Genomic DNA, 21,105 nt, shown 5'->3' on the forward strand with positions numbered 1-21,105 from the left:
TTGGCTACTGGCTGGTGAAGCACGATTTCGAGGTGGCGCCGTGTCGTTGATCCTGATCGTTGTGGCGGTTTTGCCATCGATCGGCCGTCAGCGCGATGTTGTTTTGTTGTATCAGAAAATTGAACCTTAGTTCTGTATCGCGGCGCGCTCGATCCTGATTGTTAACGTCAGGCCGGCGCCAGCGTGGATCGAATTTTCCTAAATCACCGGAGATTGTCATGAGCTTCCTTCGGCGCGTCCTCGCGGCATCGGCGGCAGGGTGCGTGGTTTTGTCGGCAGCATGTTTCGTGCCGGTCCAGGCTCAGGATTACCCGACGCGCGCGATCACAATGGTCGTGCCGTTTGCGGCCGGAGGACCGACCGACGTCATCGCTCGCACCGTTGCCGGCAGGATGTCCCGAACGCTCGGCCAACCGATCGTTATTGAGAACGCTGTTGGCGCGGGCGGCACGACCGCAACCGCCCGTGTGGCCCGGGCGCCGAACGACGGCTACACCGTAATTGTCGGGCACATGGGGACTCATGCCGCCGCCGTGCCGCTTTATCCGAACCTGGCCTACCATCCCGAGCATGATTTCGAACCGGTGGCGCTGATTGCGACGGTGCCGATCCTGATCCTTGCGCGGAAGGATTTCCCGCCCAGGACGCTGGCCGAATTCATCGATTACGCGAGAGCGAACACCGACCAGATCAATATGGCTCATGCCGGCGTGGGCTCGGTGTCGCATGTGACATGTTTGCTGCTGAATTCGTTTCTGAGCATCAACCCGACCGGCGTGCCTTTCAGCGGAACCGGTCCGGCGATGAAGGCGCTCGAGAGCGGAAAGGTCGACTATATGTGCGACCAGATCGTCAATGCGGTGCCGCCGATCGCAGCGGGAAACGTCAAGGCCTATGCCGTCGCGTCGCGCGCCCGCAGCCCGGTGCTGCCGGACGTGCCGACAACCCGTGAGGCGGGTCTGCCGGCTCTCAAAATTCAGGCATGGAATGCGATTTTTGCCCCGAAAGATACGCCAGCACCGATCGTCGCCAGACTGAACGAGGCGGTATCGTCTGCTTTGGACGACAGGGACGTCCGCGCGGAACTGCTGAGGCTCGGAAGCCTGATCCCCGGTCCTGCGGAACGTGGTCCCAAGGCACTGGCCGGACTTGTGAAAAGTGAGATCGCGCGGTGGACGCCGCTTTTGCAGACGGCGGCGAAATGACGGTGGTGATGGGACTGGCGACTTGTCGCCGGCTACGGCGGCCACCATTTTTCAGGGTATAATCGGGGGAAAGGCGCGAGTCGCGGTTAACCCGCCTCCACCCCAGCAGCTAGATAGGGTGGACGAACCGGCCGCGAGAAATTGACCCGATGAACCAGTATCACGACCTGCTTGAACGAATTCTGAGTGACGGCGCCGAGAAGCACGACCGCACCGGGACCGGGACGCTGTCGGTGTTCGGGCATCAGATGCGGTTCAATTTGTCGGCCGGCTTCCCGATGCTGACGACGAAAAAGCTGCCGCTCAAGGCGATCGTGCATGAGTTGCTGTGGTTCCTCGCCGGCGATACCAACGTGCGTTACCTGCAGGCCAACGGCGTCACCATCTGGGACGAGTGGGCAGATGCCAACGGCGATCTCGGTCCGGTTTACGGTTCGCAGTGGCGCTCGTGGCCGGCGCCGGACGGGCGAAGCATCGATCAGATCTCCAACGTCGTCGACATGATCCGCAATAACCCGGATTCACGCCGCCTGATCGTGAGCGCGTGGAATCCGGCGGACGTCGACAAGATGGCGCTGCCGCCGTGCCATTGTCTATTTCAGTTCTATGTCGCCAAAGGCAGGCTGTCTTGCCAGCTCTATCAGCGTTCGGCCGACGTCTTCCTCGGCGTGCCGTTCAACATCGCATCGTATGCGCTGCTGACGATGATGATGGCGCAGGTAACCGGACTGAAGCCCGGTGATTTCGTCCATACGCTGGGCGACGCGCATCTTTATTCCAATCATCTCGATCAGGCGCGGTTGCAGCTGACGCGCCCGACGCGGCCGTTGCCGACGATGAAGATCAATCCCGAGGTGAAGGATATCTTCGCATTCCGCTACGAGGACTTCACGCTCGAGAACTACGATCCTCATCCGCACATCAAGGCCGAGGTCGCGGTGTGACCGCGACGGTCAATGCCCAGATGGACGTGGTCCTCATCGTTGCTGTCGCAGAAAACGGTGTGATCGGCCGCGACAACAAGATGCCGTGGCATCTCAAATCCGACCTGCAGCGGTTCAAGAAACTCACGCTGAACAAGCCGGTGGTGATGGGGCGGAAAACCTTCATCTCGATCGGCCGCCCGCTGCCCGGGCGCACCAACATTGTCGTGACCCGCGATCCCGGATTTCACGCGCCTGGCGTTGTGACGGTGCCATCGCTCGAGGCTGCACAGGATGTCGCCCTTGGCGACGCGCTGCGACGTTTCGCCACTGAGATTGTGGTGATCGGCGGCGCCGAAATTTTCACGCAGTGGATGGCGAACGCGACCCGGCTTGAGATCACCGAGGTTCATGCAGCGCCCGATGGCGATACGTTCCTTTGCCTGATCAACGGTGGGGAATGGAAAGAAACGGCGCGCGTCCGGCATGCGCGCACGGACAGCGACACCGCCGATTTCTCCTATGTGACATATAGGCGCCAGACCGGCCATTAACCCCGTTTGCCGATGTTCGCATTGACAAATTGGCTGTCCGGCATAGCTCATTCAGTCTGGTCGCCTGCGTTGTAACGACCGGGACAGTCCCATATAAAGCCGTGCAGAGTTCGCGGACCGACGTTCGCGTGGAGGAGACTGCTGATGCCGTGGAAGAATCAAGGCGGAAGCCCGTGGGGTCCGGGACCGAAAGGACCTTGGGGTTCCGGTCCGCAATCGTCAGGACCGAATCCGCCGGATCTCGAGGACATTCTGCGACGCAGCCAGGACAAGCTGCAGCAATTGCTGCCAGGCGGTCATTTCAGCAGCATGGGCATCGCGCTGGTTGTGGTTGCAGCGCTCGCGATCTGGGGGCTCTCCGGCTTCTTCCGCGTTCAGTCCGAAGAACTCGGCGTCGTGCTGCGTTTCGGCAAGCATGTGCGCACCGTGCAGCCCGGCCTCAACTATCACCTGCCGTATCCGATCGAGACCGTGTTGCTGCCGAAGGCGCTGCGCGTCTCCACGCTCAGCATCGGCATGACGCTGAGCAGCGATCCTGCCCGCCGCGGCGGCAGCATCATGCGCGACGTGCCGGAAGAAAGCCTGATGCTGACCGGCGACGAGAACATCGTCGACGTCGATTTCACCGTATTATGGCGGATCAAGCCCACCGGAGATGGCGTTCGCGACGGCGTTGGCGAATTCCTGTTCAATATTCAGAATCCGGAAGGCACCGTGAAGGCGGTGGCCGAAAGCGCGATGCGCGAGGTGATCGGCCGTTCCGACATTCAGCCTATTTTGACCGGCGCGCGCACGACGACGGAAGTCGCCGTCCACGAGTTGATGCAAAAGACGCTCGATGGTTACGGCTCGGGAATTCTCATCCAGCAGGTGCAGTTGCAGAAGGTTGATCCGCCACAGCAGGTGATCGACTCGTTCCGCGACGTTCAGGCGGCGCGTGCCGACCAGGAGCGCGTGCAGAACGAAGCCCAGACCTATGCCAATCGCGTGATTCCCGAAGCCAAGGGCCGTGCGGCGCAGATTCTGCAGCAGGCCGAAGGCTACAAGGAGCAGGCGGTGGCGGAAGCCAAGGGTCAGAGCGCACGCTTTCTCAGCGTCTATGAGGAATACAAAAAGGCTCCGGACGTGACGCGCGAGCGTATCTATCTGGAAACCATGGAACGCGTCCTGGGCGGCGCGGACAAGCTCGTCCTCGATCAAGGCTCCTCATCGTCGCCGGGCGTCGTGCCCTATCTGCCCTTGAATGAATTGGGTCACAGGTCGGCGCCCGCCGCCTCGTCGCCGTCGTCGCAGCAGGGTGGAGGCCGGCGATGAAGTCAGGAATTTCGGGCATTGTTGCCCTGATCGTTTTGGTGGTCCTGGTTGTCGTTGGCTACAGCTCTCTGTTCACGGTCAGACAGACCGAGCAGGCGCTGCTGGTCCGACTGGGTGAACCGATCCGCGTCGTCACCGAGCCGGGGCTGAATTTCAAGGTGCCGTTCATCGACACCGTCATCAGCATCGACAAGCGCATCCTCGATCTTGAAAATCCGTCTCAGGAAGTGATCGCTTCCGACCAGAAGCGGTTGGTGGTGGACGCATTCGCACGCTATCGCATCAAGAACGCGCTGCGGTTCTATCAAAGCATCGGGTCGATCCAGGCCGCCAACATCCAGTTGACGACGCTGCTCAACGCCGCGCTGCGCCGCGTCCTTGGCGAAGTGACGTTTATCCAGGTGGTGCGCGACGAGCGCGAAGCCTTGATGGGCCGTATTCGTGATCAGCTCGACAAGCAGGCGGATGCCTACGGCATCTCGGTGGTGGACGTTCGTATCCGCCGCGCCGATTTGCCGGAGCAGAACAGCCAGGCCGTGTATCAGCGGATGCAGACCGAACGTCAGCGCGAAGCTGCCGAGTTCCGGGCCCAGGGCGGACAGAAAGCCCAGGAAATCCGCTCCAAGGCGGACCGTGAGGCGACCGTGATCGTCGCCGAAGCCAATTCGCAGGCGGATCGGACGCGAGGTGAGGGCGACGGCGAGCGGAACCGGATTTATGCCGAGGCCTATTCGAAGGATGCCCAGTTCTTCGCCTTCTACCGGGCGATGAGCGCTTACGAAACCAGCCTCAAGAGCGACGACACCCGCTTCCTGCTGCGGCCGGATTCCGAATTCTTCCGGTTCTTCGCCAATCCTTCGGGGCAGCCGCCTGCTGCCCCTGCTACCGGTGCGGCGCCGCAACGCTAAGATGACGCCGTTGCGTGCGATTCGGCCGGGAGTCGGGTTAGAATGAAATCCATGGCGTTCATCGACTTTCTCGTTGGCATCGGGATGCTCTTTGTCATCGAGGGGTTGTTGTTCGCAGCGGCCCCCGAGTGGGTGCGCAAGGCGATGAAGAGCGCGCTGGAGATGCCGGACAACATGCTCCGCATCGTCGGCCTTGTGACGGCGGTGGTCGGGCTGATCCTGATCTGGTTCTTCCGCCACGCCCGCTAACGTCGTCGTGACGGGTCGCGCCAGCTTTTCGCCGCAATCCGGGCCCTTCTGAACCGTTGGCGGTGCTTGCACTTGCGCGGTATTCAGGCGCACTCTGAGCCGACCCGATTATTCCCGTTTTCAGGAGACGATTAGACAATGTCCGATGCGACCCAGGCCTTGAGCCGCCGCGTTCTGCCTTTCGCCGCGGCTGTCAGTCTCGGCATTGCGAGTCTGTTCGTGTCCGCACCGGCCCTTGCGCGCGGTCCGGACGGCATCGCCGATGTCGCCGAGAAGGTCATCGATGCGGTGGTCAATATCTCGACCTCGCAAACTGTGAACGCCAAGAATGACGACCAGAAAGGTAACAACGGCGGCGGCGCAACTCCGCAATTGCCGCCGGACTCGCCGTTCAACGAGTTCTTCGAGGAGTTCTTCAAGAACCGGCGTGGCGGCATGGGTGATCGTGGAAACTCACCGCGCAAGGTCAACTCGCTGGGCTCCGGCTTCATCATCGACACCGATGGAACCGTGGTGACGAACAATCACGTCATCGCCGATGCCGACGAGATCAATGTCATTCTCAACGACGGCACCAAGATCCGCGCCGAACTGATCGGTCGGGACAAGAAGAGCGATCTCGCGGTGCTGAAGTTCACGCCGCCGGAGAAGAAGCTGACTGCGGTGAAATTCGGCGATTCCGACAGACTGCGGCTGGGTGAATGGGTGATCGCCATCGGCAATCCGTTCAGTCTTGGCGGCACGGTGACGGCGGGCATCGTCTCGGCGCGCAACCGGGACATCAATTCCGGCCCCTACGACAACTACATTCAGACCGACGCCGCGATCAATCGCGGCAACTCGGGCGGCCCCCTGTTCAACCTCGACGGCGAGGTTATTGGCGTCAACACCGCGATCATTTCACCGTCCGGCGGCTCGATCGGCATCGGCTTCGCCGTGCCGTCGAAAACCGTGATGGGCGTCGTCGATCAGCTGCGGCAGTTCAAGGAAGTGCGGCGCGGCTGGCTCGGCGTCCGCATCCAGCAGGTGACAGATGAAATTGCCGAAAGTCTCAGCATCAAGCCCGCGCGCGGTGCGCTGGTCGCCGGGATCGACGACAAGGGACCTGCGAAGCCAGCCGGCATCGAAGCCGGCGATGTGATCATCAAGTTCGACGGCAAGGACATCAAGGAGATGAAGGACCTGCCGCGCGCCGTTGCTGATACGGCGGTCGGCAAGCAGGTCGATGTCCTCATCATCCGCAAGGGCAAGGAGCAGACCAGACAAGTCACGCTCGGCCGGCTGGACGATGGCGAGAAGGCGGTTGAGGCGTCGATCAAGACCACCACGCCGGAAGACAAGGCGAAGCCGGTCACGCAGAAGGCGCTGGGCCTCGATCTCGCGGCGCTCAGCAAGGACCTGCGCAGCCGTTACAAGATCAAGGACAGCGTCAAGGGCGTGATCGTCGTCAATGTCGATAGCGGTTCCGACGCGGCCGAGAAGCGCCTCAGTGCAGGCGATGTGATCGTCGAAGTTGCGCAGGAATCCGTCAGCACCGCCGCGGATGTCAAAAAGCGTGTCGATCAGCTCAAGAAGGACGGCAAGAAGTCGATCCTGCTTCTGGTGTCCAACGGCAACGGCGAACTGCGGTTCGTGGCGCTCAGCGTGAACTGAGCCGTTCGATCTCTACTGATTGCTATGCGGGGCGGCTGAGGCCGCCCCGTTCGTTTATGTGTTTGCTACGCGCTGGCCGTGCTCGTCGATCACGCGCTCGCCGTCTTCCTTGGCGAAGGGGCCGCGCTGTGGCGGCAGCAGGTCGATCACAAGTTCCGATGGGCGGCACAGGCGGACGCCTTTCGATGTCACGACGAGCGGACGCTCGATCAGGACAGGATGCGCGATCATCGCGTCGAGCAGCTGATCGTCGCTCACAGCCGGATCATCCAGCTTCAACTCGCGATAAAGATTTTCCTTCGCGCGTATGGCCTGGCGCGGCGTGAGACCGGCGCGTCTGAGAGTATCTTTCAGCACATCGCGCGATGGCGGCGACTTGAGATACTCGATGATGTGCGGCTCGACACCGGCATTGCGGATCAGTTCGAGCGTATTACGGGACGTGCCGCAGCGAGGGTTGTGATAGATGACGACGTCGGTCATGGCGGTTCCGTTTCGGTTGGCCTGTGCAGTTCAGGCGTCCACGAATTCGCTGCGTTTGTACCCCTGCGCATAAAGCAATGCGGTGAGGTCGCCGTGGTCGATCCGCGCGCCGGCTGCCGCCGCGACTGCAGGCTTGGCATGATAGGCGACACCAAGGCCGGCCTGTTCGATCATGGCAAGGTCGTTGGCGCCGTCACCGACCACCAGCGTATCGAGATTGTCGAAGTCGAACGATTCGCGCAGTTCGGTTAGCGCTGCGAGTTTGGCTTCGCGGCCGAGGATCGGCTCGGTGACCATGCCCGTCAGCTTTCCGTCTTCTGCGATCAAGGTGTTCGCGCGGTTCTCCTGAAAACCGATCATTTCGGCAACGCGGCTGGTGAACAGAGTGAAGCCGCCGGAGACAAGACAGGTGTAGGCGCCATGGGCGCGCATGGTGCGGACGAGCTGCACGGCGCCGGGGGTCAGGGTGATGTGTTTCGCCAGCACTTCATCGACCACCGAGATGGGAAGACCCTTCAGCAGCGCGACGCGTTCGCGCAGAGCGGGCTCGAAGGCGATCTCGCCGCGCATCGCACGTTCGGTAATCGCCGCGACATGGTCTTTCAGACCCGCGAAGGCTGCGAGTTCGTCGATGCATTCCTGTTCGATCATGGTCGAATCCATGTCGGCCAGCAGAAGGCGCTTGCGCCGATCGATTTGCGGCTGCACGACAATATCGACGCGAATGCCGTTCATGGCTTCGCGCAGGCGGCCGGAAATTGTGCGAGGGTCCTCGGTACTGCTAAATCGGATGTCGGCGGCCGTGCCCTCGAATAACCAGTCTCCGCGTTCAGGCGAGAGAAGGGCCGAGCGTGCGGCATCGATCGCCGTGCTGTCGAGCTCGGGTTCGGCAGGATTGCAGATCAGCGTGGCGACAAGGGACATGAGTGTTTGACGTGAACCGGACCGGGAAAAATACCGAGGCGGTGCTTATCGCAGGGCCGACCGCCAGCGGCAAGTCGGCGCTGGCGCTTGCTGTGGCTGAAGCGACTGGCGGGGTCGTGATCAATACCGATTCCATGCAGGTCTATCGCGACCTGCATGTCATTACCGCACGCCCGACGGCCGATGAGGAAGTGCGTGTTCCGCATCGGCTCTATGGCACCTGCGATGCCGCGGTGAACTGCTCGGCAGGCATGTGGGTCGCGGATGTCGAACGCGTCCTGGCTGAGGTGCGCGCGGAAAACCGGCTTCCGATTTTCACCGGCGGATCGGGGCTCTACTTCAAGGCGTTGACCCGCGGGTTGTCGGCGGTGCCGCCGATCCCGTCACAGGTGCGCGACGACGTGCGCGCCCGACTCGAACGGGACGGTGTCGAAGCGCTGCACGCGGAATTGGCTGTGCGCGATCCGGTTGCAGGCGAGCGGCTCAAGCCGCGCGATCAGGCCCGTATCGCGCGGGCGCTGGAGGTGATCGAGGCGACCGGCCGTCCGTTGAGCGATTGGCATCGGGAAGCGCTGCCGCCCTTGCTGCCGGAAGGTGGGAGCATTGCAGTGTTTCTGGCGCCCGATCGCGCGGAACTCTACGCCCGGATCAATAGCCGCTTTACGGCAATGCTGGGAAACGGCGCGCTGGATGAGGTCGCGGCACTGGCGGCGCGGAACCTCGATCCGCTGCTGCCTGCCATGAAAGCCCATGGCGTGCCGGCGCTGATCCGGCATCTCGCCGACGAGATCACGCTGGAGCAGGCTGAGGAGATCGGGCGCGCCGATACCCGCCATTACGCCAAGCGGCAATTCACCTGGTTCCGGCACCAGCTTCCAGAATTCGACTGGGTGGCACCGGATCAGGCTTCCGCATGGCTCACCCGTGAACTTTCGCTCTCGCCGAACGCGCTGGAACTCGTTAGTGTCAGCGCCGGGATGCGCCCTTGACTTCCGCTATGCGAAAGCTATAAACCGCGCAACCTTTGGAAATACAGAGACGATGATGCGAAATAAAATTACCAGCCTTCTTATTATCGTCGTACCCTGGCGCACCGCTGGGGGTGGCTGACGGCCACCCACGACAAGGCGGTGTGCGAAGGGTCCTCTCGGGCCCTTTTTTATTTTCCAAACCTCTTTTGAGTCGTCCAAGTCTTTTAAGTCGTCCAAGTCTCGGACCTACCTGCGCGAACAGCGCCCCGGAGCGAACCATGAGTGAAAGCAAAAGCCACGATCCCAACCAGATGACCGGCGCTGCGATGATCGTCCGCGCGCTCAAGGATCACGGGGTCAAGCACATCTTCGGTTATCCGGGCGGCGCGGTCCTTCCGATTTACGACGAGATTTTCCAGCAGAGCGATGTCGAGCATATCCTCGTCCGTCACGAGCAGGGCGCAGGTCATGCCGCGGAAGGCTATGCGCGTTCGACCGGCCTGCCGGGAGTCGTGCTGGTCACCTCGGGACCGGGCGCGACCAACATGGTAACGCCGCTGACCGACGCGCTCATGGATTCGATCCCGCTGGTCTGCATCACCGGCCAGGTGCCGACGCATTTGATCGGCAACGACGCATTCCAGGAATGCGACACCGTCGGCATCACGCGTCCCTGTACCAAGCACAACTGGCTCGTGCGCCGGATCGAGGATCTGCCGAAGGTCCTGCATGAAGCTTTTTACGTCGCGACCACCGGCCGCCCCGGTCCGGTGGTGGTTGACGTGCCGAAGGACGTCCAGTTCGCGACGGGCACCTATCATCCACCGCGCAAGTCGGACGTTCATGTGTCCTACGCGCCGCGCGTGAAGGGTGATGCCGCGCAGATCCGCAAGGCTGTGGCGCTGCTTGCCTCCGCGAAACGGCCGGTGATCTACACCGGCGGCGGCGTCATCAATTCCGGCGTCAAAGCGTCGAAGCTGTTGCGTGAACTGGTCGAAGTGACCGGCTTCCCGATCACCTCGACGTTGATGGGCCTTGGCGCCTATCCGGCCTCCGGCAAGAACTGGCTCGGCATGCTGGGGATGCACGGCACCTACGAAGCCAACATGGCGATGCACGATTGCGACGTCATGCTGTGCGTCGGCGCGCGCTTCGACGATCGCATCACCGGTCGCACCGATGCGTTCTCGCCGAATTCCAAGAAAATCCACATCGATATCGACCCCTCGTCGATCAACAAGAACATCCGCGTCGACGTGCCGATCATCGGCGACGTCGCCAATGTGCTCGGCGACATCCTGCAAGTGTTCAAGGCTGAGGCGAAGAAACCGAAGATCGATCCGTGGTGGTTCGAGATCGGGCGCTGGCGCGCGCGCAATTCGCTGGCCTACAAGAAGAACAACGACGTCATCCTGCCGCAGTATGCGATCCAGCGTCTGTTCGAACTGACCAAGGGCCGTGACACCTACATCACCACCGAAGTCGGCCAGCATCAGATGTGGGCGGCGCAGTTCTACGGTTTCGAGGAGCCGCATCGCTGGATGACGTCCGGCGGTCTCGGCACCATGGGTTATGGCTTGCCGGCGGCGCTCGGCGTGCAGGCGGCGCATCGCGACAGTCTCGTGATCGATATCGCCGGCGACGCCTCGGTGCAGATGACGATGCAGGAGATGTCCTCGGCGGTTCAGCATGATCTGCCGATCAAAATCTTCATTCTGAACAACCAGTACATGGGCATGGTACGCCAGTGGCAGCAGTTGCTTCACGGCAACCGGCTGTCGCATTCCTACACCGAGGCGATGCCGGATTTCGTCAAATTGGCGGAAGCGTTCGGTTGCGTCGGTCTTCAGGTGATCAAGCCGAACGATCTCGATGGCGCGATAAAGGAGATGATCACGGTCAAGAAGCCCGTGCTGTTCGATTGCCGTGTCGCCGCGCTCGAGAACTGCTTCCCGATGATTCCGTCGGGCAAGGCGCACAATGAAATGCTTCTGCCTGCGGAAGCCAATGACGAGACGACTGCTGCTGCCTTCGCCGGCGGCAAGGCGCTGGTGTGATCATGGAAACGAAAACAATGGAACAGCCTGCCTCCGCCTACTTCATGGAAGAGCGTCACGATCCGAACGAGACGCATACGCTGTCGGTCCTCGTGCAGAACGAACCCGGTGTGCTCGCGCGTGTGATCGGGTTGTTCTCCGGCCGCGGCTACAACATCGACAGTCTCACGGTGTCGGAGACCGAACACGCCAAGCACATGTCGCGCATCACCATCGTGACGACGGGAACGCCGATGGTGATCCAGCAGATCAAGCATCAGCTCGACCGCATGATTCCGGTTTACCGGGTGGTCGACATGACACTCTCCAGCCGTTCCATCGAGCGTGAGCTGGCGATGGTCAAGGTCAAGGGCACCAACGATTCGCGGCTCGAGGCGCTGCGTCTCTCGGAAGCCTTCCGCGCCCGCGTAATCGACGCGACTACGGAAAGCTTCGTGTTCGAGATCACCGGCGGTACCGCCAAGATCGATCAGTTCATTGCGCTGATGGTGCCGCTCGGCCTGGTCGAGATTTCGCGGACCGGCGTCGCCGCGATCGGCCGCGGGCCCGAGGTAATGTGAGTCCGTTGTGATCGTGTTCACCACATGAAGCCGGTCGACGTCGCTCTCGCGATCGTTGTCGCGATCGTCTGGGGGCTAGGCTTTGTCGCCAGCCGCCTGGCGCTGGACGAATTATCGCCCACGCTGATGACGGCATTGCGCTTCGCCATTGCCGCGGTGCCGTGCCTGTTCCTGCGGCGGCCCGATGTCCCGTGGATGACGCTCATCCTGACCAGCGTCACTCTTTTTCTGGCTCAGTTTCTGGCGCAGGCCTACGGGATCGCGCATGGTGTTCCCGTCGGTCTGACCAGCGTGGTCGTGCAGAGCCAGGCGCTGTTTACCGTCGCTTTCGCCGCGCTGGCATTTCGCGACATTCCGAACCGCGCGCAGGTCGTCGGCATTGGTGTTGCGACCGTCGGCCTGCTGATGATCTGCGGCACCGTCGGCTTCGATTTCACTGTCGGCACATTCGCCATCCTGATGATTTCGCCGGTCAGCTTCGCGATCGGCAACCTGATGCTGCGGCGCGCGCGAAACGTTGCGATGTTCGATCTGTTTTCATGGCTTTGCCTGATGTCGGCGCTGCCGCTCGTGGCGCTGGCCCTCGTCACCGAGGGACCGCACGCGACATGGCATGCGATCTGGAATTTGTCGCTGGTCGGCATCGCCAGCATGTTTGTGATCGGCGCGATCACCACGAGCTTTGCTTACCGCCTCTGGGGCCGCCTGTTGCGGGATTACTCCGCCGCGCAGGTCGTTCCTTTTGCGTTGCTGGTGCCGTTCATCGGTGCCGGCGCCTCTGCTATTGTGTTCGGCGAGACGTTTGGCCGGTTGCGGCTGGGCGGAATGCTGACCGTGGTGTTCGGTATCGCGATCATGGTGCTGGCCGGCCGTCGCCGTAGCCTGCCCAAGGTCGCCTGAGGAGGCGTGCCATGGTGTCGCATGAGCTGCTCATCGCCTTCATCGTGTTCGCCGCGGCGATGCTCTACACGCCGGGGCCGAACAACGTGATGTTGATGGCCTCGGGCCTGAACTACGGCTTCCGCCGTTCGCTGCCGCATGTCGCCGGTGTCACCATCGGCTTTTCGTTTCTGGTCTGCGTCATAGGGCTGGGCCTCGGCGCAGTGTTCGCCGCCTATCCGGTTCTGCATACGATCCTGAAATATGCCGGGACGGCGTATCTGATCTATCTGGCGGTGATCATCGCAATGTCCGGGTCCGCTGACTCGGCAGGCGGCGAGAGCGGCAGGCCGATGACATTTCTGGGCGCCGCGGCGTTCCAGTGGGTCAACGTCAAGGGCTGGGTGATCGCGGTCGGCACCATTACGGCTTACGCCGCGATCGCCAGCTACCCATGGAACATTCTGACCTTGTCGGCGCTGCTTCTGGCGGTCGGGCTGACCTCGTCGGTGACCTGGGTGCTGTTCGGCAGTTCGCTCCAGTCGCTGGTCCGTTCTCCCCGGGCGGTGCGGATCTTCAACGTCACCATGGCGCTGCTGCTGCTGGCGTCGCTGTACCCGGTTTTGATGGAGCCCTGAGCGCATTGCACCGCAGAAATGGCCGTCGCGGGCTTGTCTCGCGGCACCAGCCGCCCTACACAACGGCGGCAATTCATCCGGGTCCCAGGACCCGATCCACCCCGAACGCTTGCGTTAATTGGCCGAGTGGCCGCCAAAAAAGGAAAAGACGATGCGTGTTTATTACGATCGCGACGCCGACCTGAACCTGATCAAGGGCAAGAAGGTCTGCATCATCGGTTACGGTAGCCAGGGCCATGCCCATGCGCTGAACCTGAAGGATTCCGGCGTCAAGGACGTTGCGATCGCTCTGCGCAAGGGTTCGGCATCGGCCAAGAAGGCGGAGTCCGCCGGCTTCAAGGTGATGGAAGTCGCCGAAGCTGCCAAGTGGGCCGACGTCATGATGATGCTGACCCCCGACGAACTGCAGGGCGATATCTACCGCGATCATCTGCACGCCAACATGAAGCAGGGCGCTGCGCTGCTGTTCGCTCACGGCCTCAACGTGCATTTCAATCTGCTCGATCCGCGCCCCGATCTCGACGTGCTGATGATCGCGCCGAAAGGTCCCGGCCATACCGTGCGCTCCGAATATCAGCGTGGCGGCGGCGTGCCGTGCCTGATTGCCATCAACAAGGACGCGTCGGGCAACGCTCACGATCTCGGTCTGTCCTACGCCTCGGCGATCGGCGGTGGCCGCGCCGGGATCATCGAGACCAGCTTCAAGGAAGAGTGCGAGACCGACCTGTTCGGCGAGCAGGTTGTTCTTTGCGGCGGTCTGGTCGAACTGATCAAGGGCGGTTTCGAAACGCTGGTTGAGGCTGGCTACGCGCCGGAGATGGCCTACTTCGAGTGCCTGCACGAAGTGAAGCTGATCGTCGACCTGATCTATGAAGGCGGTATCGCCAACATGAACTACTCGATCTCGAACACCGCGGAATACGGCGAGTACGTCACCGGCCCGCGCATCGTGACCGACGAGACCAAGAAGGAAATGAAGCGTGTTCTCGCCGACATTCAGAACGGCGTGTTTACGCGCAACTGGATGCTCGAGAACAAGGTCAACCAGACCTCATTCAAGGCGACCCGCGCCAAGCTTGCCGAACATCAGATCGAGGACGTCGGCGCAAAGCTTCGCGACATGATGCCCTGGATCAAGAAGGGCGCGCTGGTCGACAAGACCAAGAACTAAGGCTCAGTCAGATCGCATCGTGACAAACCGGCCGCCGCAAGGCGGCCGGTTTTGCTTTCAGCGCTTGCCGATCTTCTCCCACAACCACCGAGCGACGTCCGACGACGACTGGCCGTTGCCGCTGGCGCGCAGGTTGGCCTCGCGCATCGTCGTGATGTCGATGGCGCCGAGGAGTGGCTTCAGCGCGGCGCGCAATGGCTGATCGGCGGCGCGATCCGGCGAGAGCAGGACGACAGCATCATAAGGCGGAATGGCCTGCTTCGGATCGTCGAGCGTGACCAGATCATATTTCGCGATCTGACCATCGCTGGTGTAACCGGCAATGATGTCGACTTCGCCGGACGCGACTGCCGCATACATGAAGTTCGACTGCATCTGGCGCTGTTCCTTGAACGACAGCCCGTAGGTCTTTTTCACCGACGTCCACTCAGGCCTTGAGAAGAATTCATAGTCGCCGGCGATCGAGAAGGAGCCGGCATGTCCGGCGAGATCGGCAATCGAATGAATTCCGAGTTCGTCCGCTCGCTTGCGCGGCATCGCCAGCGCATAGGCGTTCTCGAATCCGAGATTGCCCAGCAGCGTGACGTTATATTTGTCGGCAAGGATTCTCGTCAGATCGGCCAGCAACTCCTTGCGGGGCGGGATATCTGACTGCTTGAGCTGATTGACCCATAGCGTTCCCGAGTAATCGACGTAAACGTCGATATCGCCGGAGGCGAGCGCTCCGAAGATGACGTTCGAGCCGAGGCCCTCGCGGGGTGCTGCGCTGAGACCCGCGGCCTGCAGCCGCTGCGCGATCAGCGACGACAGCACATACTGCTCGGCAAAGGTCTTCGCGCCGATGACGTAACTGCTCCGGGACCGCGTCATGGACGGTATAAGCGTTGCGACGATCAGTGCGGCCAATCCGATCACGCCGATCGCGACACGCAGCCGGCTGCGGCGGCCGATGCCGGTTTCGATAAGTGCCAGCAGCTGATCGACGGCGAGCGCCAGCAGTGCGGCGGCAGCGCAGCCGAACAGGACGAAGACCCAGTTCTGTGTCTGCAGGCCGGCGAAGATATAGTTTCCGAGGCTGGTCTGACCGATCGGAGTTGAGAGCGTGGCGGTGCCGATCACCCAGACTGCGGCAGTGCGAATGCCGGCCATCATCACCGGTAGCGCCAGCGGCAGTTCGACCATGGTCAGTGACTGGTGCGGCGTCATGCCGACGCCCTTCGCGGCTTCCACGATGGCGGGATCGATGCCTTGCAGGCCTGTGATGGTATTCCGAAGCACGGGCAGCATGCTGTAGAGCGCGAGCGCGAGCACCGACGGCAGGAAGCCGAACGCGGAGAATTCGAAGCCGAACCACGTCAGCGTCAATCCGGCCAGCGCCAGCAACAGCGGATAGAACAGTGCGAGCAGTGCCAGTCCGGGAACGGTCTGCACGATGCTCGCGAAGCCGAGCAGGACGCTTCGCATCACCGGCCGATGCCGCGTCGTTAGCGCCAGCGGCAGACTGACGACGAGGCCAAGCACCAGCGCGGTCAGGCTCACGCGCACATGGCTGCCGAGATAATCCGGCAGCCGCGCCAACGCTTCGCTCCAGCGGGGATCGGACCACGGCGTCATGGCGTGTCTTTTGCCAATAGTGATTGCAGGCGCAGCGCCTGCCGTCGCGGCGTTCGCAGTAACTCGCCGACATATGCATCATCGACGGAAGCAAGCTCTTTCGCTGTGCCTTGCGCGAGCAGCCGGCCGGAACGCATCACCGCGACCCGATCCGCCAGCAGCAAGGCTTCCGCCATGTCGTGGGTGATCATCACGGTGGTGAGTCCGAACTTTCGGTGCAGGCCGAGATAATCATCGCCGAGCGCGTCGCGGGTCAGGGGATCGAGCGCACCGAAAGGCTCGTCCATCAGCATGATCTGCGGTGCCGCCGCAAGCGCGCGTGCGACGCCGACGCGCTGGCGTTGTCCGCCGGAGAGTTCGTGCGGAAACCGGTTCTTGTGATTGCGATCGAGGCGCACCAGATCGATCAATTCATCGACGCGTGCAGTAATGTCATTCGGCGGCGTTCCGAGCAGGCGCGGCGTGATGCCGATATTGGAGGCAACGGTCATATGAGGAAACAGCGCGCCGCTCTGAAAGACGTAGCCGATGCTTCGGCGCAACGCGATGACATCGCTGTTGTGGATGTAGTTGCCCTGAATCCTGATCGTACCGCTGTCCGGGTCGATCAGCCGGTTGGCGAGCCGCAGCAGCGTCGTCTTGCCCGAACCGGAGCCGCCGACGATGGCGAGGAATTCGCCCTGCGCGACCTCGAGCGAAAGGTCGGCAACGGCGACCGTGCGGCCGGCGCCGAAGCTTTTGACCACATGCTCGAACGCGATGGCTGGTGTTCGTTCATTCATATGCCCCGATGGATTATCACGGCGGTGTGCGCTGACCAAGCGGGAGCGACGCTGGCGAAAACTTCCCTTGCCGTGTAGCGTCGCAGCGTAACTGGAGCGCAGCGCATCATGAGCGGCAAGAAAGAAACCCCATCGCAGGCGAAACTCGCGAAGTCCTATGTCTCGCCGTTCATCATCGACGGTTCGCGCGAGTTTCATCTCCACTCTCACAATCCGGGCGAGAATGGGGGGCTCGACAAGAAGGCATCGAAGGACATCGTTGAAGCCAACAACAAGCGGATGCGCGATCTTCAGGAGAAGCTGTATGCCCAGGACCGGTGGTCGGTGCTTTTGATCTTTCAGGGCATGGATGCCGCCGGCAAGGACAGTGCCATCGAGCATGTCATGTCGGGCATCAATCCGCAGGGTTGTGAGGTTTATTCGTTCAAGCAACCGTCAACGCAAGAACTCGATCACGATTTCATGTGGCGCACCAGCGTCGCACTGCCCGAACGCGGTCGCATTGGCATTTTCAACCGTTCCTACTACGAGGAACTGCTGGTCGTTCGCGTCCATCCGGAAATTCTGGCGAAGCAGAAAATTCCAACGTCGCTGGTGACGAAAAACATCTGGCATGAGCGCTTCGAGGATATTTCGGCATTCGAGAAATATCTCGCGCGCAACGGTACGGTTATTCTCAAGTTCTTCCTCAATGTCTCCAAGGAAGAGCAGCGCAAGCGCTTTCTCGACCGGCTCCAGGAGCCGGGGAAGAACTGGAAATTCTCTTTGGGGGACGTCGAAGAGCGCAAGCTGTGGGACAAGTATCAGGCCGCCTATCAGGACTTGATACGCCACACGTCGGCCAGGCATGCGCCGTGGTTTGTGGTCCCCGCCGATCACAAATGGTTTGGCCGGGTGGTCATCAGTTCGGCCATTGTCGAGGCTCTGGAGAAGCTCAATCTGCATTTTCCTGAAGTGGCGAAAGGCTCGCTCGACGAGTTGCAAAAGGTCCGTGCGGTTCTTGAGCAGGAAGGCCGCGGGGTTTCGGCGGTGCCGAAAAAACGTGCCCGTGGTGCCTGACGGCTGCTGGCTCGGAGGCCGGGTGGGCGGAACGGGGGAGGGCTACTGACCGTTTTTTGACGTTGCCGGGCCCGTCCTTTCTCGTCTAGAAAGGGTTGCGGGCGCTTCCGGCAACCAACTGTCAATGGTTTGGGCCGATCATTGCGTTCCCGAGGGTTTTTGAATGGCGATTCGCGGCACAGAGCAGGAAATGCAAGAAACGGCGGTGATTTCCGCTGGTTTCGCCGCGATTCCGGCCGCGTCCATTTCGTCCCTCCTTGGCGGGCTCCTGCTTCTTATCTGCCCCTGAGGGCCGTCTGGGCATGGCTGCCTGGGCACTCAGGGGTTGGACGAAGCACCGAAACCTGACAGCGCCCCAAGCGGCGCCATTGACCGAAGGAATTTTCCCATGACCACCGCGAACAAGTCCGACAAGGACCGCGTCATCATTTTCGACACCACCCTGCGCGACGGCGAGCAGTGCCCCGGCGCTACCATGACCTTCGAGGAAAAGCTCGAGGTCGCCGAGATGCTGGACGAGATGGGCGTCGATGTGATCGAGGCCGGTTTTCCGATTACCTCGGAAGGCGATTTCCAGGCCGTTCAGGAGATCGGTCGTCGCTCGAAGAACGCCGTGATTGCCGGCCTGTCGCGCGCGCACCCCAAGGATATCGATCGCTGTGCAGAAGCCGTCAAGGTTGCACGCCGCGGACGCATCCACACCGTCATCGCGACGTCGCCGTTGCATATGAAGGTGAAACTCAACATGACGCCGGAGCAGGTGATCGAAACCTCGATCGCCAACGTCACCCGCGCCCGCAATCACATCGACGACGTGGAGTGGTCGGCGGAAGACGGTACCCGCAGCGAGATGGATTTTCTGTGCCGGATCGTCGAGGCGGTGATCAAGGCCGGCGCGACTACGGTGAATATCCCGGACACGGTCGGCTACACGGTGCCCGACGAGTATACCAACTTCATGCGTGCGCTGATCGAGCGGGTGCCGAACTCCGACAAGGCGGTGTTCTCGGTGCACTGCCACAACGATCTCGGCATGGCGGTGGCGAATTCGCTGGCCGGGCTCGCCGGTGGCGCGCGCCAGATCGAATGCACCATCAATGGTATCGGCGAGCGTGCGGGCAACGCCGCGCTTGAGGAAGTCGCGATGGCGATCAACGTCCGCAATGACCGGTTCCCGTACTGGAACAAGATCGACACCACGATGCTGACCCGCGCCTCGAAGCTGGTGTCGGCGGCGACGTCGTTTCCGGTGCAGTACAACAAGGCGATCGTCGGCCGGAACGCCTTCGCGCACGAGAGCGGCATCCATCAGGACGGCGTCCTGAAGAACGCGCAGACCTACGAGATCATGACGCCGGCTTCGGTCGGTTTGAAGCAGTCGTCGCTGGTGCTCGGCAAGCACTCGGGCCGCCATGCCTTCGTCCACAAGCTCGAGGAGATGGGCTACAAGCTGTCTGCCAATCAGCTGGAAGACGCATTCGTCCGCATGAAGGCGCTCGCCGACCGCAAGAAGGATATCTACGACGAGGATATCGAGGCGCTGGTCGATCAGGAAATGGCCGCATCGCACGATCGCATCAAGCTGATGTCGCTGACCGTGATCGCCGGCACTCATGGTCCGCAGCGCGCGACCATGAAGCTCGACATCGAAGGCCAGACGCGGATCGAGGAAGCCGAGGGCAATGGTCCGGTCGATGCGGTGTTCAACTGCATCAAGTCGCTGGTGCCGCACGAGGCCAAGCTGGAGCTGTATCAGGTCCACGCCGTTACCGAAGGAACCGATGCGCAGGCAGAGGTCTCGGTGCGTCTTGGCCATGAAGGCCGCTCGATGACCTCGCGCGCGGCTGATCCGGATACGCTGGTCGCCTCGGCGAAAGCCTATCTCGGCGCTCTCAACAAGATTGTCATGAAACGGCAGCGCGACGTGCCGGTTGCTGCCGCCGGCCATTGACGCTTCAATCGGTCGCAGTCTAGGAACAGCGCGGCGTACTCAACGGTACGCCGCGTTTGCGTTGCAGCATAACGCTGTTTCACCCCCTGCTAACGGGCAATGGCCTTGACCCGGCGGCTCTGCAATGATCCGGTTCGGCCAGATTTCGTTGGAGAGGCGGCAGCGTCGGCTCTCCCAATAAACCTGAGGAGGACACATGAATAAGTTTATTCTTGCTGCTGCGTCGGTTGCGGCGCTCGCGTTCGCGGGATCCGCGTCAGCGGACCCCATCGTCGTCAAGTTCAGCCACGTCGTGGCGGAGCACACTCCGAAGGGGCAGGCAGCTCTGAAGTTCAAGGAAGAGGCTGAAAAGCTTCTGCCCGGCAAGGTGAAGGTCGAGGTCTATCCGAGCTCGCAGCTTTACGGCGATGGCAAGGAAATGGAAGCGCTCGCGCTCGGTGACGTGCAGTTCATCGCGCCCTCACTGTCGAAATTCGACAAGTACACCAAAAAGCTTCAGGTGTTCGACCTGCCGTTCCTGTTCGACAACATCGAGGCGGTCGATCGTTTTCAGCATGGTCCGGAAGGACAGAAGCTGCTGCACGCCATGGAGTCGAAGGGCTTTCTTGGGCTGGCCTATTGGCACAACGGCATGAAGGAGCTGTCGGCCAAGAAGCCGCTGCTGGTTCCAACCGATGCCAAGGGTCTGAAGTTCCGCGTTCAGGCGTCCGACGTGCTGGCCGCACAGTTCCAGCAGCTTGGCGCAAATCCGCAAAAGCTGGCGTTCGCCGAAGTCTATCAGGCCCTGCAGCTGGGCACTGTCGACGGACAGGAAAACACCTGGTCCAACTGTTTCTCGCAGAAGTATCAGGAAGTGCAGTCTGACTTCACTGCGACCGAGCATGGCGTGATCGATTATATGGTCGTCACCAACACCGGCTGGTGGAATAAGCTGCCGAAGGATATCCAGGCCGGCCTGAAGAAGGCGATGGAAGAGGCAACGAAGGTCAACAACGACGTTGCGGGCAAGCTCAACAGCGATGCGCGCAAGAAGATCGAAGCTTCGCAAGCGAAGGTTCATGAATTGACTGCGGCGCAGCGTCAGGAATGGAAAAAGGCCATGGAGCCGGTGTGGGCCAAGTTTGAAGGCGGCATCGGTAAGGATCTGATCGAGGCCGCCAAGAAATCAAACAGTGGCGGCAAGAGCTAATGATCTAAGATCAAGCGACCG

At 61.4% G+C, this 21,105-nt stretch carries 22 protein-coding genes; 17 read left to right on the forward strand and 5 right to left on the reverse strand.

Features of this window, described 5'->3' with window-relative positions:
• Window positions 1-4: 4 nt before the first annotated feature.
• On the reverse strand, window positions 5-220 hold the full coding sequence (locus ASC80_RS23460) for a hypothetical protein (RefSeq protein ID WP_156464213.1): 216 nt from the start codon (window positions 218-220) through the stop codon (window positions 5-7).
• On the opposite strand from ASC80_RS23460, the gene ASC80_RS01455 reads away from it, so the two are divergent.
• The 7 genes from ASC80_RS01455 to ASC80_RS01485 all read left to right on the forward strand — a co-directional run bounded on the left by ASC80_RS01455 (window position 219) and on the right by ASC80_RS01485 (window position 6,806).
• Complete coding sequence (locus tag ASC80_RS01455; RefSeq protein ID WP_056292183.1) at window positions 219-1,205, forward strand: tripartite tricarboxylate transporter substrate-binding protein; 987 nt, start codon at window positions 219-221, stop codon at window positions 1,203-1,205. The genes ASC80_RS23460 and ASC80_RS01455 overlap by 2 nt on opposite strands.
• 149 nt (window positions 1,206-1,354) lie before the next feature.
• A complete protein-coding gene (locus ASC80_RS01460) occupies window positions 1,355-2,149 on the forward strand; it encodes a thymidylate synthase (RefSeq protein ID WP_056292184.1) in 795 nt (264 codons plus the stop codon).
• 20 nt (window positions 2,150-2,169) lie between these two features.
• Window positions 2,170-2,682 (forward strand): dihydrofolate reductase, encoded by a 513-nt coding sequence (locus ASC80_RS01465; protein ID WP_200941163.1) that lies wholly within the window; start codon window positions 2,170-2,172, stop codon window positions 2,680-2,682.
• A 144-nt stretch (window positions 2,683-2,826) separates the two neighbouring features.
• Window positions 2,827-3,996 carry an FtsH protease activity modulator HflK gene (hflK, locus tag ASC80_RS01470; RefSeq protein ID WP_056292191.1) on the forward strand — a complete coding sequence of 390 codons (1,170 nt, stop codon included), beginning with the start codon at window positions 2,827-2,829 and terminating at the stop codon, window positions 3,994-3,996.
• Window positions 3,993-4,904, forward strand: coding sequence for a protease modulator HflC (gene hflC, locus ASC80_RS01475; protein ID WP_056292193.1), 912 nt, complete (start codon window positions 3,993-3,995; stop codon window positions 4,902-4,904). The genes hflK and hflC overlap by 4 nt, the downstream gene beginning before the upstream one ends.
• 42 nt (window positions 4,905-4,946) lie before the next feature.
• Window positions 4,947-5,153 carry a DUF2065 domain-containing protein gene (locus ASC80_RS01480; RefSeq protein WP_056292195.1) on the forward strand — a complete coding sequence of 69 codons (207 nt, stop codon included), beginning with the start codon at window positions 4,947-4,949 and terminating at the stop codon, window positions 5,151-5,153.
• Window positions 5,154-5,291: 138 nt separating this feature from the next.
• Entirely contained in the window at window positions 5,292-6,806 is a 1,515-nt protein-coding gene (locus ASC80_RS01485) for a DegQ family serine endoprotease (protein WP_056292196.1), read from the forward strand.
• A gap of 54 nt (window positions 6,807-6,860) precedes the next feature.
• Here the strand turns inward: ASC80_RS01485 and arsC are convergent, their stop codons facing one another.
• Window positions 6,861-7,289 carry an arsenate reductase (glutaredoxin) gene (gene arsC, locus ASC80_RS01490; RefSeq protein ID WP_056292197.1) on the reverse strand — a complete coding sequence of 143 codons (429 nt, stop codon included), beginning with the start codon at window positions 7,287-7,289 and terminating at the stop codon, window positions 6,861-6,863.
• A 30-nt stretch (window positions 7,290-7,319) separates the two neighbouring features.
• Window positions 7,320-8,213 (reverse strand): phosphoserine phosphatase SerB, encoded by an 894-nt coding sequence (gene serB / locus ASC80_RS01495; protein WP_056292198.1) that lies wholly within the window; start codon window positions 8,211-8,213, stop codon window positions 7,320-7,322.
• A gap of 11 nt (window positions 8,214-8,224) precedes the next feature.
• Between serB and miaA the strand changes: the two genes are divergently transcribed.
• The 6 genes from miaA (at window position 8,225) to ilvC (ending at window position 14,489) form a co-directional block, all read left to right on the forward strand.
• Window positions 8,225-9,202 (forward strand): tRNA (adenosine(37)-N6)-dimethylallyltransferase MiaA, encoded by a 978-nt coding sequence (miaA, locus tag ASC80_RS01500; RefSeq protein ID WP_056295423.1) that lies wholly within the window; start codon window positions 8,225-8,227, stop codon window positions 9,200-9,202.
• A gap of 260 nt (window positions 9,203-9,462) precedes the next feature.
• Window positions 9,463-11,241, forward strand: a complete 1,779-nt coding sequence (locus tag ASC80_RS01505; protein WP_056292200.1) for an acetolactate synthase 3 large subunit — start codon at window positions 9,463-9,465, stop codon at window positions 11,239-11,241.
• 17 nt (window positions 11,242-11,258) lie between these two features.
• A complete protein-coding gene (gene ilvN, locus ASC80_RS01510) occupies window positions 11,259-11,801 on the forward strand; it encodes an acetolactate synthase small subunit (protein WP_056295427.1) in 543 nt (180 codons plus the stop codon).
• A 24-nt stretch (window positions 11,802-11,825) separates the two neighbouring features.
• The gene (locus tag ASC80_RS01515; RefSeq protein WP_056292204.1) at window positions 11,826-12,701 is read left to right on the forward strand and encodes an EamA family transporter; all 876 of its coding nucleotides are present in this window, start codon (window positions 11,826-11,828) and stop codon (window positions 12,699-12,701) included.
• An 11-nt stretch (window positions 12,702-12,712) separates the two neighbouring features.
• Window positions 12,713-13,318 (forward strand): LysE family translocator, encoded by a 606-nt coding sequence (locus ASC80_RS01520; protein WP_056292207.1) that lies wholly within the window; start codon window positions 12,713-12,715, stop codon window positions 13,316-13,318.
• Window positions 13,319-13,469: 151 nt separating this feature from the next.
• A complete protein-coding gene (gene ilvC, locus ASC80_RS01525) occupies window positions 13,470-14,489 on the forward strand; it encodes a ketol-acid reductoisomerase (RefSeq protein WP_056295430.1) in 1,020 nt (339 codons plus the stop codon).
• 57 nt (window positions 14,490-14,546) lie between these two features.
• Here ilvC and ASC80_RS01530 read toward each other — a convergent pair whose 3' ends face one another.
• A complete protein-coding gene (locus ASC80_RS01530; protein WP_056292209.1) occupies window positions 14,547-16,103 on the reverse strand; it encodes a glycine betaine ABC transporter substrate-binding protein in 1,557 nt (518 codons plus the stop codon).
• The gene (locus ASC80_RS01535; RefSeq protein WP_056292212.1) at window positions 16,100-16,885 is read right to left on the reverse strand and encodes an ATP-binding cassette domain-containing protein; all 786 of its coding nucleotides are present in this window, start codon (window positions 16,883-16,885) and stop codon (window positions 16,100-16,102) included. Before ASC80_RS01535 ends, ASC80_RS01530 begins: the two co-directional genes overlap by 4 nt.
• A 108-nt stretch (window positions 16,886-16,993) precedes the next feature.
• On the opposite strand from ASC80_RS01535, the gene ASC80_RS01540 reads away from it, so the two are divergent.
• From ASC80_RS01540 to ASC80_RS01550, 4 genes are all read left to right on the forward strand, one after another.
• A complete protein-coding gene (locus tag ASC80_RS01540; protein WP_056292216.1) occupies window positions 16,994-17,944 on the forward strand; it encodes a polyphosphate kinase 2 family protein in 951 nt (316 codons plus the stop codon).
• A 163-nt stretch (window positions 17,945-18,107) separates the two neighbouring features.
• Window positions 18,108-18,233: a hypothetical protein gene (locus tag ASC80_RS24505; RefSeq protein ID WP_283805031.1), complete on the forward strand. Its 126-nt coding sequence runs from the start codon at window positions 18,108-18,110 to the stop codon at window positions 18,231-18,233.
• Window positions 18,234-18,332: 99 nt separating this feature from the next.
• On the forward strand, window positions 18,333-19,895 hold the full coding sequence (locus tag ASC80_RS01545) for a 2-isopropylmalate synthase (protein ID WP_056292218.1): 1,563 nt from the start codon (window positions 18,333-18,335) through the stop codon (window positions 19,893-19,895).
• Window positions 19,896-20,091: 196 nt separating this feature from the next.
• On the forward strand, window positions 20,092-21,084 hold the full coding sequence (locus ASC80_RS01550) for a TRAP transporter substrate-binding protein (protein WP_056292221.1): 993 nt from the start codon (window positions 20,092-20,094) through the stop codon (window positions 21,082-21,084).
• The last annotated feature ends 21 nt before the right edge of the window (window positions 21,085-21,105 follow it).

The organism is Afipia sp. Root123D2 (assembly GCF_001425835.1).
Classification (GTDB): domain Bacteria; phylum Pseudomonadota; class Alphaproteobacteria; order Rhizobiales; family Xanthobacteraceae; genus Afipia.

Coding starts and splice junctions, on each gene's coding strand:
- ASC80_RS01455 (WP_056292183.1), top strand. CDS start 219: ATGAGCTTCCTTCGGCGCGTCCTCGCGGCATCGGCGGCAGGGTGCGTG.
- ASC80_RS23460 (WP_156464213.1), bottom strand. CDS start 220: ATGACAATCTCCGGTGATTTAGGAAAATTCGATCCACGCTGGCGCCGG.
- ASC80_RS01460 (WP_056292184.1), top strand. CDS start 1,355: ATGAACCAGTATCACGACCTGCTTGAACGAATTCTGAGTGACGGCGCC.
- ASC80_RS01465 (WP_200941163.1), top strand. CDS start 2,170: ATGGACGTGGTCCTCATCGTTGCTGTCGCAGAAAACGGTGTGATCGGC.
- hflK (WP_056292191.1), top strand. CDS start 2,827: ATGCCGTGGAAGAATCAAGGCGGAAGCCCGTGGGGTCCGGGACCGAAA.
- hflC (WP_056292193.1), top strand. CDS start 3,993: ATGAAGTCAGGAATTTCGGGCATTGTTGCCCTGATCGTTTTGGTGGTC.
- ASC80_RS01480 (WP_056292195.1), top strand. CDS start 4,947: ATGAAATCCATGGCGTTCATCGACTTTCTCGTTGGCATCGGGATGCTC.
- ASC80_RS01485 (WP_056292196.1), top strand. CDS start 5,292: ATGTCCGATGCGACCCAGGCCTTGAGCCGCCGCGTTCTGCCTTTCGCC.
- arsC (WP_056292197.1), bottom strand. CDS start 7,289: ATGACCGACGTCGTCATCTATCACAACCCTCGCTGCGGCACGTCCCGT.
- serB (WP_056292198.1), bottom strand. CDS start 8,213: ATGTCCCTTGTCGCCACGCTGATCTGCAATCCTGCCGAACCCGAGCTC.
- ASC80_RS01505 (WP_056292200.1), top strand. CDS start 9,463: ATGAGTGAAAGCAAAAGCCACGATCCCAACCAGATGACCGGCGCTGCG.
- ilvN (WP_056295427.1), top strand. CDS start 11,259: ATGGAACAGCCTGCCTCCGCCTACTTCATGGAAGAGCGTCACGATCCG.
- ASC80_RS01515 (WP_056292204.1), top strand. CDS start 11,826: ATGAAGCCGGTCGACGTCGCTCTCGCGATCGTTGTCGCGATCGTCTGG.
- ASC80_RS01520 (WP_056292207.1), top strand. CDS start 12,713: ATGGTGTCGCATGAGCTGCTCATCGCCTTCATCGTGTTCGCCGCGGCG.
- ilvC (WP_056295430.1), top strand. CDS start 13,470: ATGCGTGTTTATTACGATCGCGACGCCGACCTGAACCTGATCAAGGGC.
- ASC80_RS01530 (WP_056292209.1), bottom strand. CDS start 16,103: ATGACGCCGTGGTCCGATCCCCGCTGGAGCGAAGCGTTGGCGCGGCTG.
- ASC80_RS01535 (WP_056292212.1), bottom strand. CDS start 16,885: ATGAATGAACGAACACCAGCCATCGCGTTCGAGCATGTGGTCAAAAGC.
- ASC80_RS01540 (WP_056292216.1), top strand. CDS start 16,994: ATGAGCGGCAAGAAAGAAACCCCATCGCAGGCGAAACTCGCGAAGTCC.
- ASC80_RS24505 (WP_283805031.1), top strand. CDS start 18,108: ATGGCGATTCGCGGCACAGAGCAGGAAATGCAAGAAACGGCGGTGATT.
- ASC80_RS01545 (WP_056292218.1), top strand. CDS start 18,333: ATGACCACCGCGAACAAGTCCGACAAGGACCGCGTCATCATTTTCGAC.
- ASC80_RS01550 (WP_056292221.1), top strand. CDS start 20,092: ATGAATAAGTTTATTCTTGCTGCTGCGTCGGTTGCGGCGCTCGCGTTC.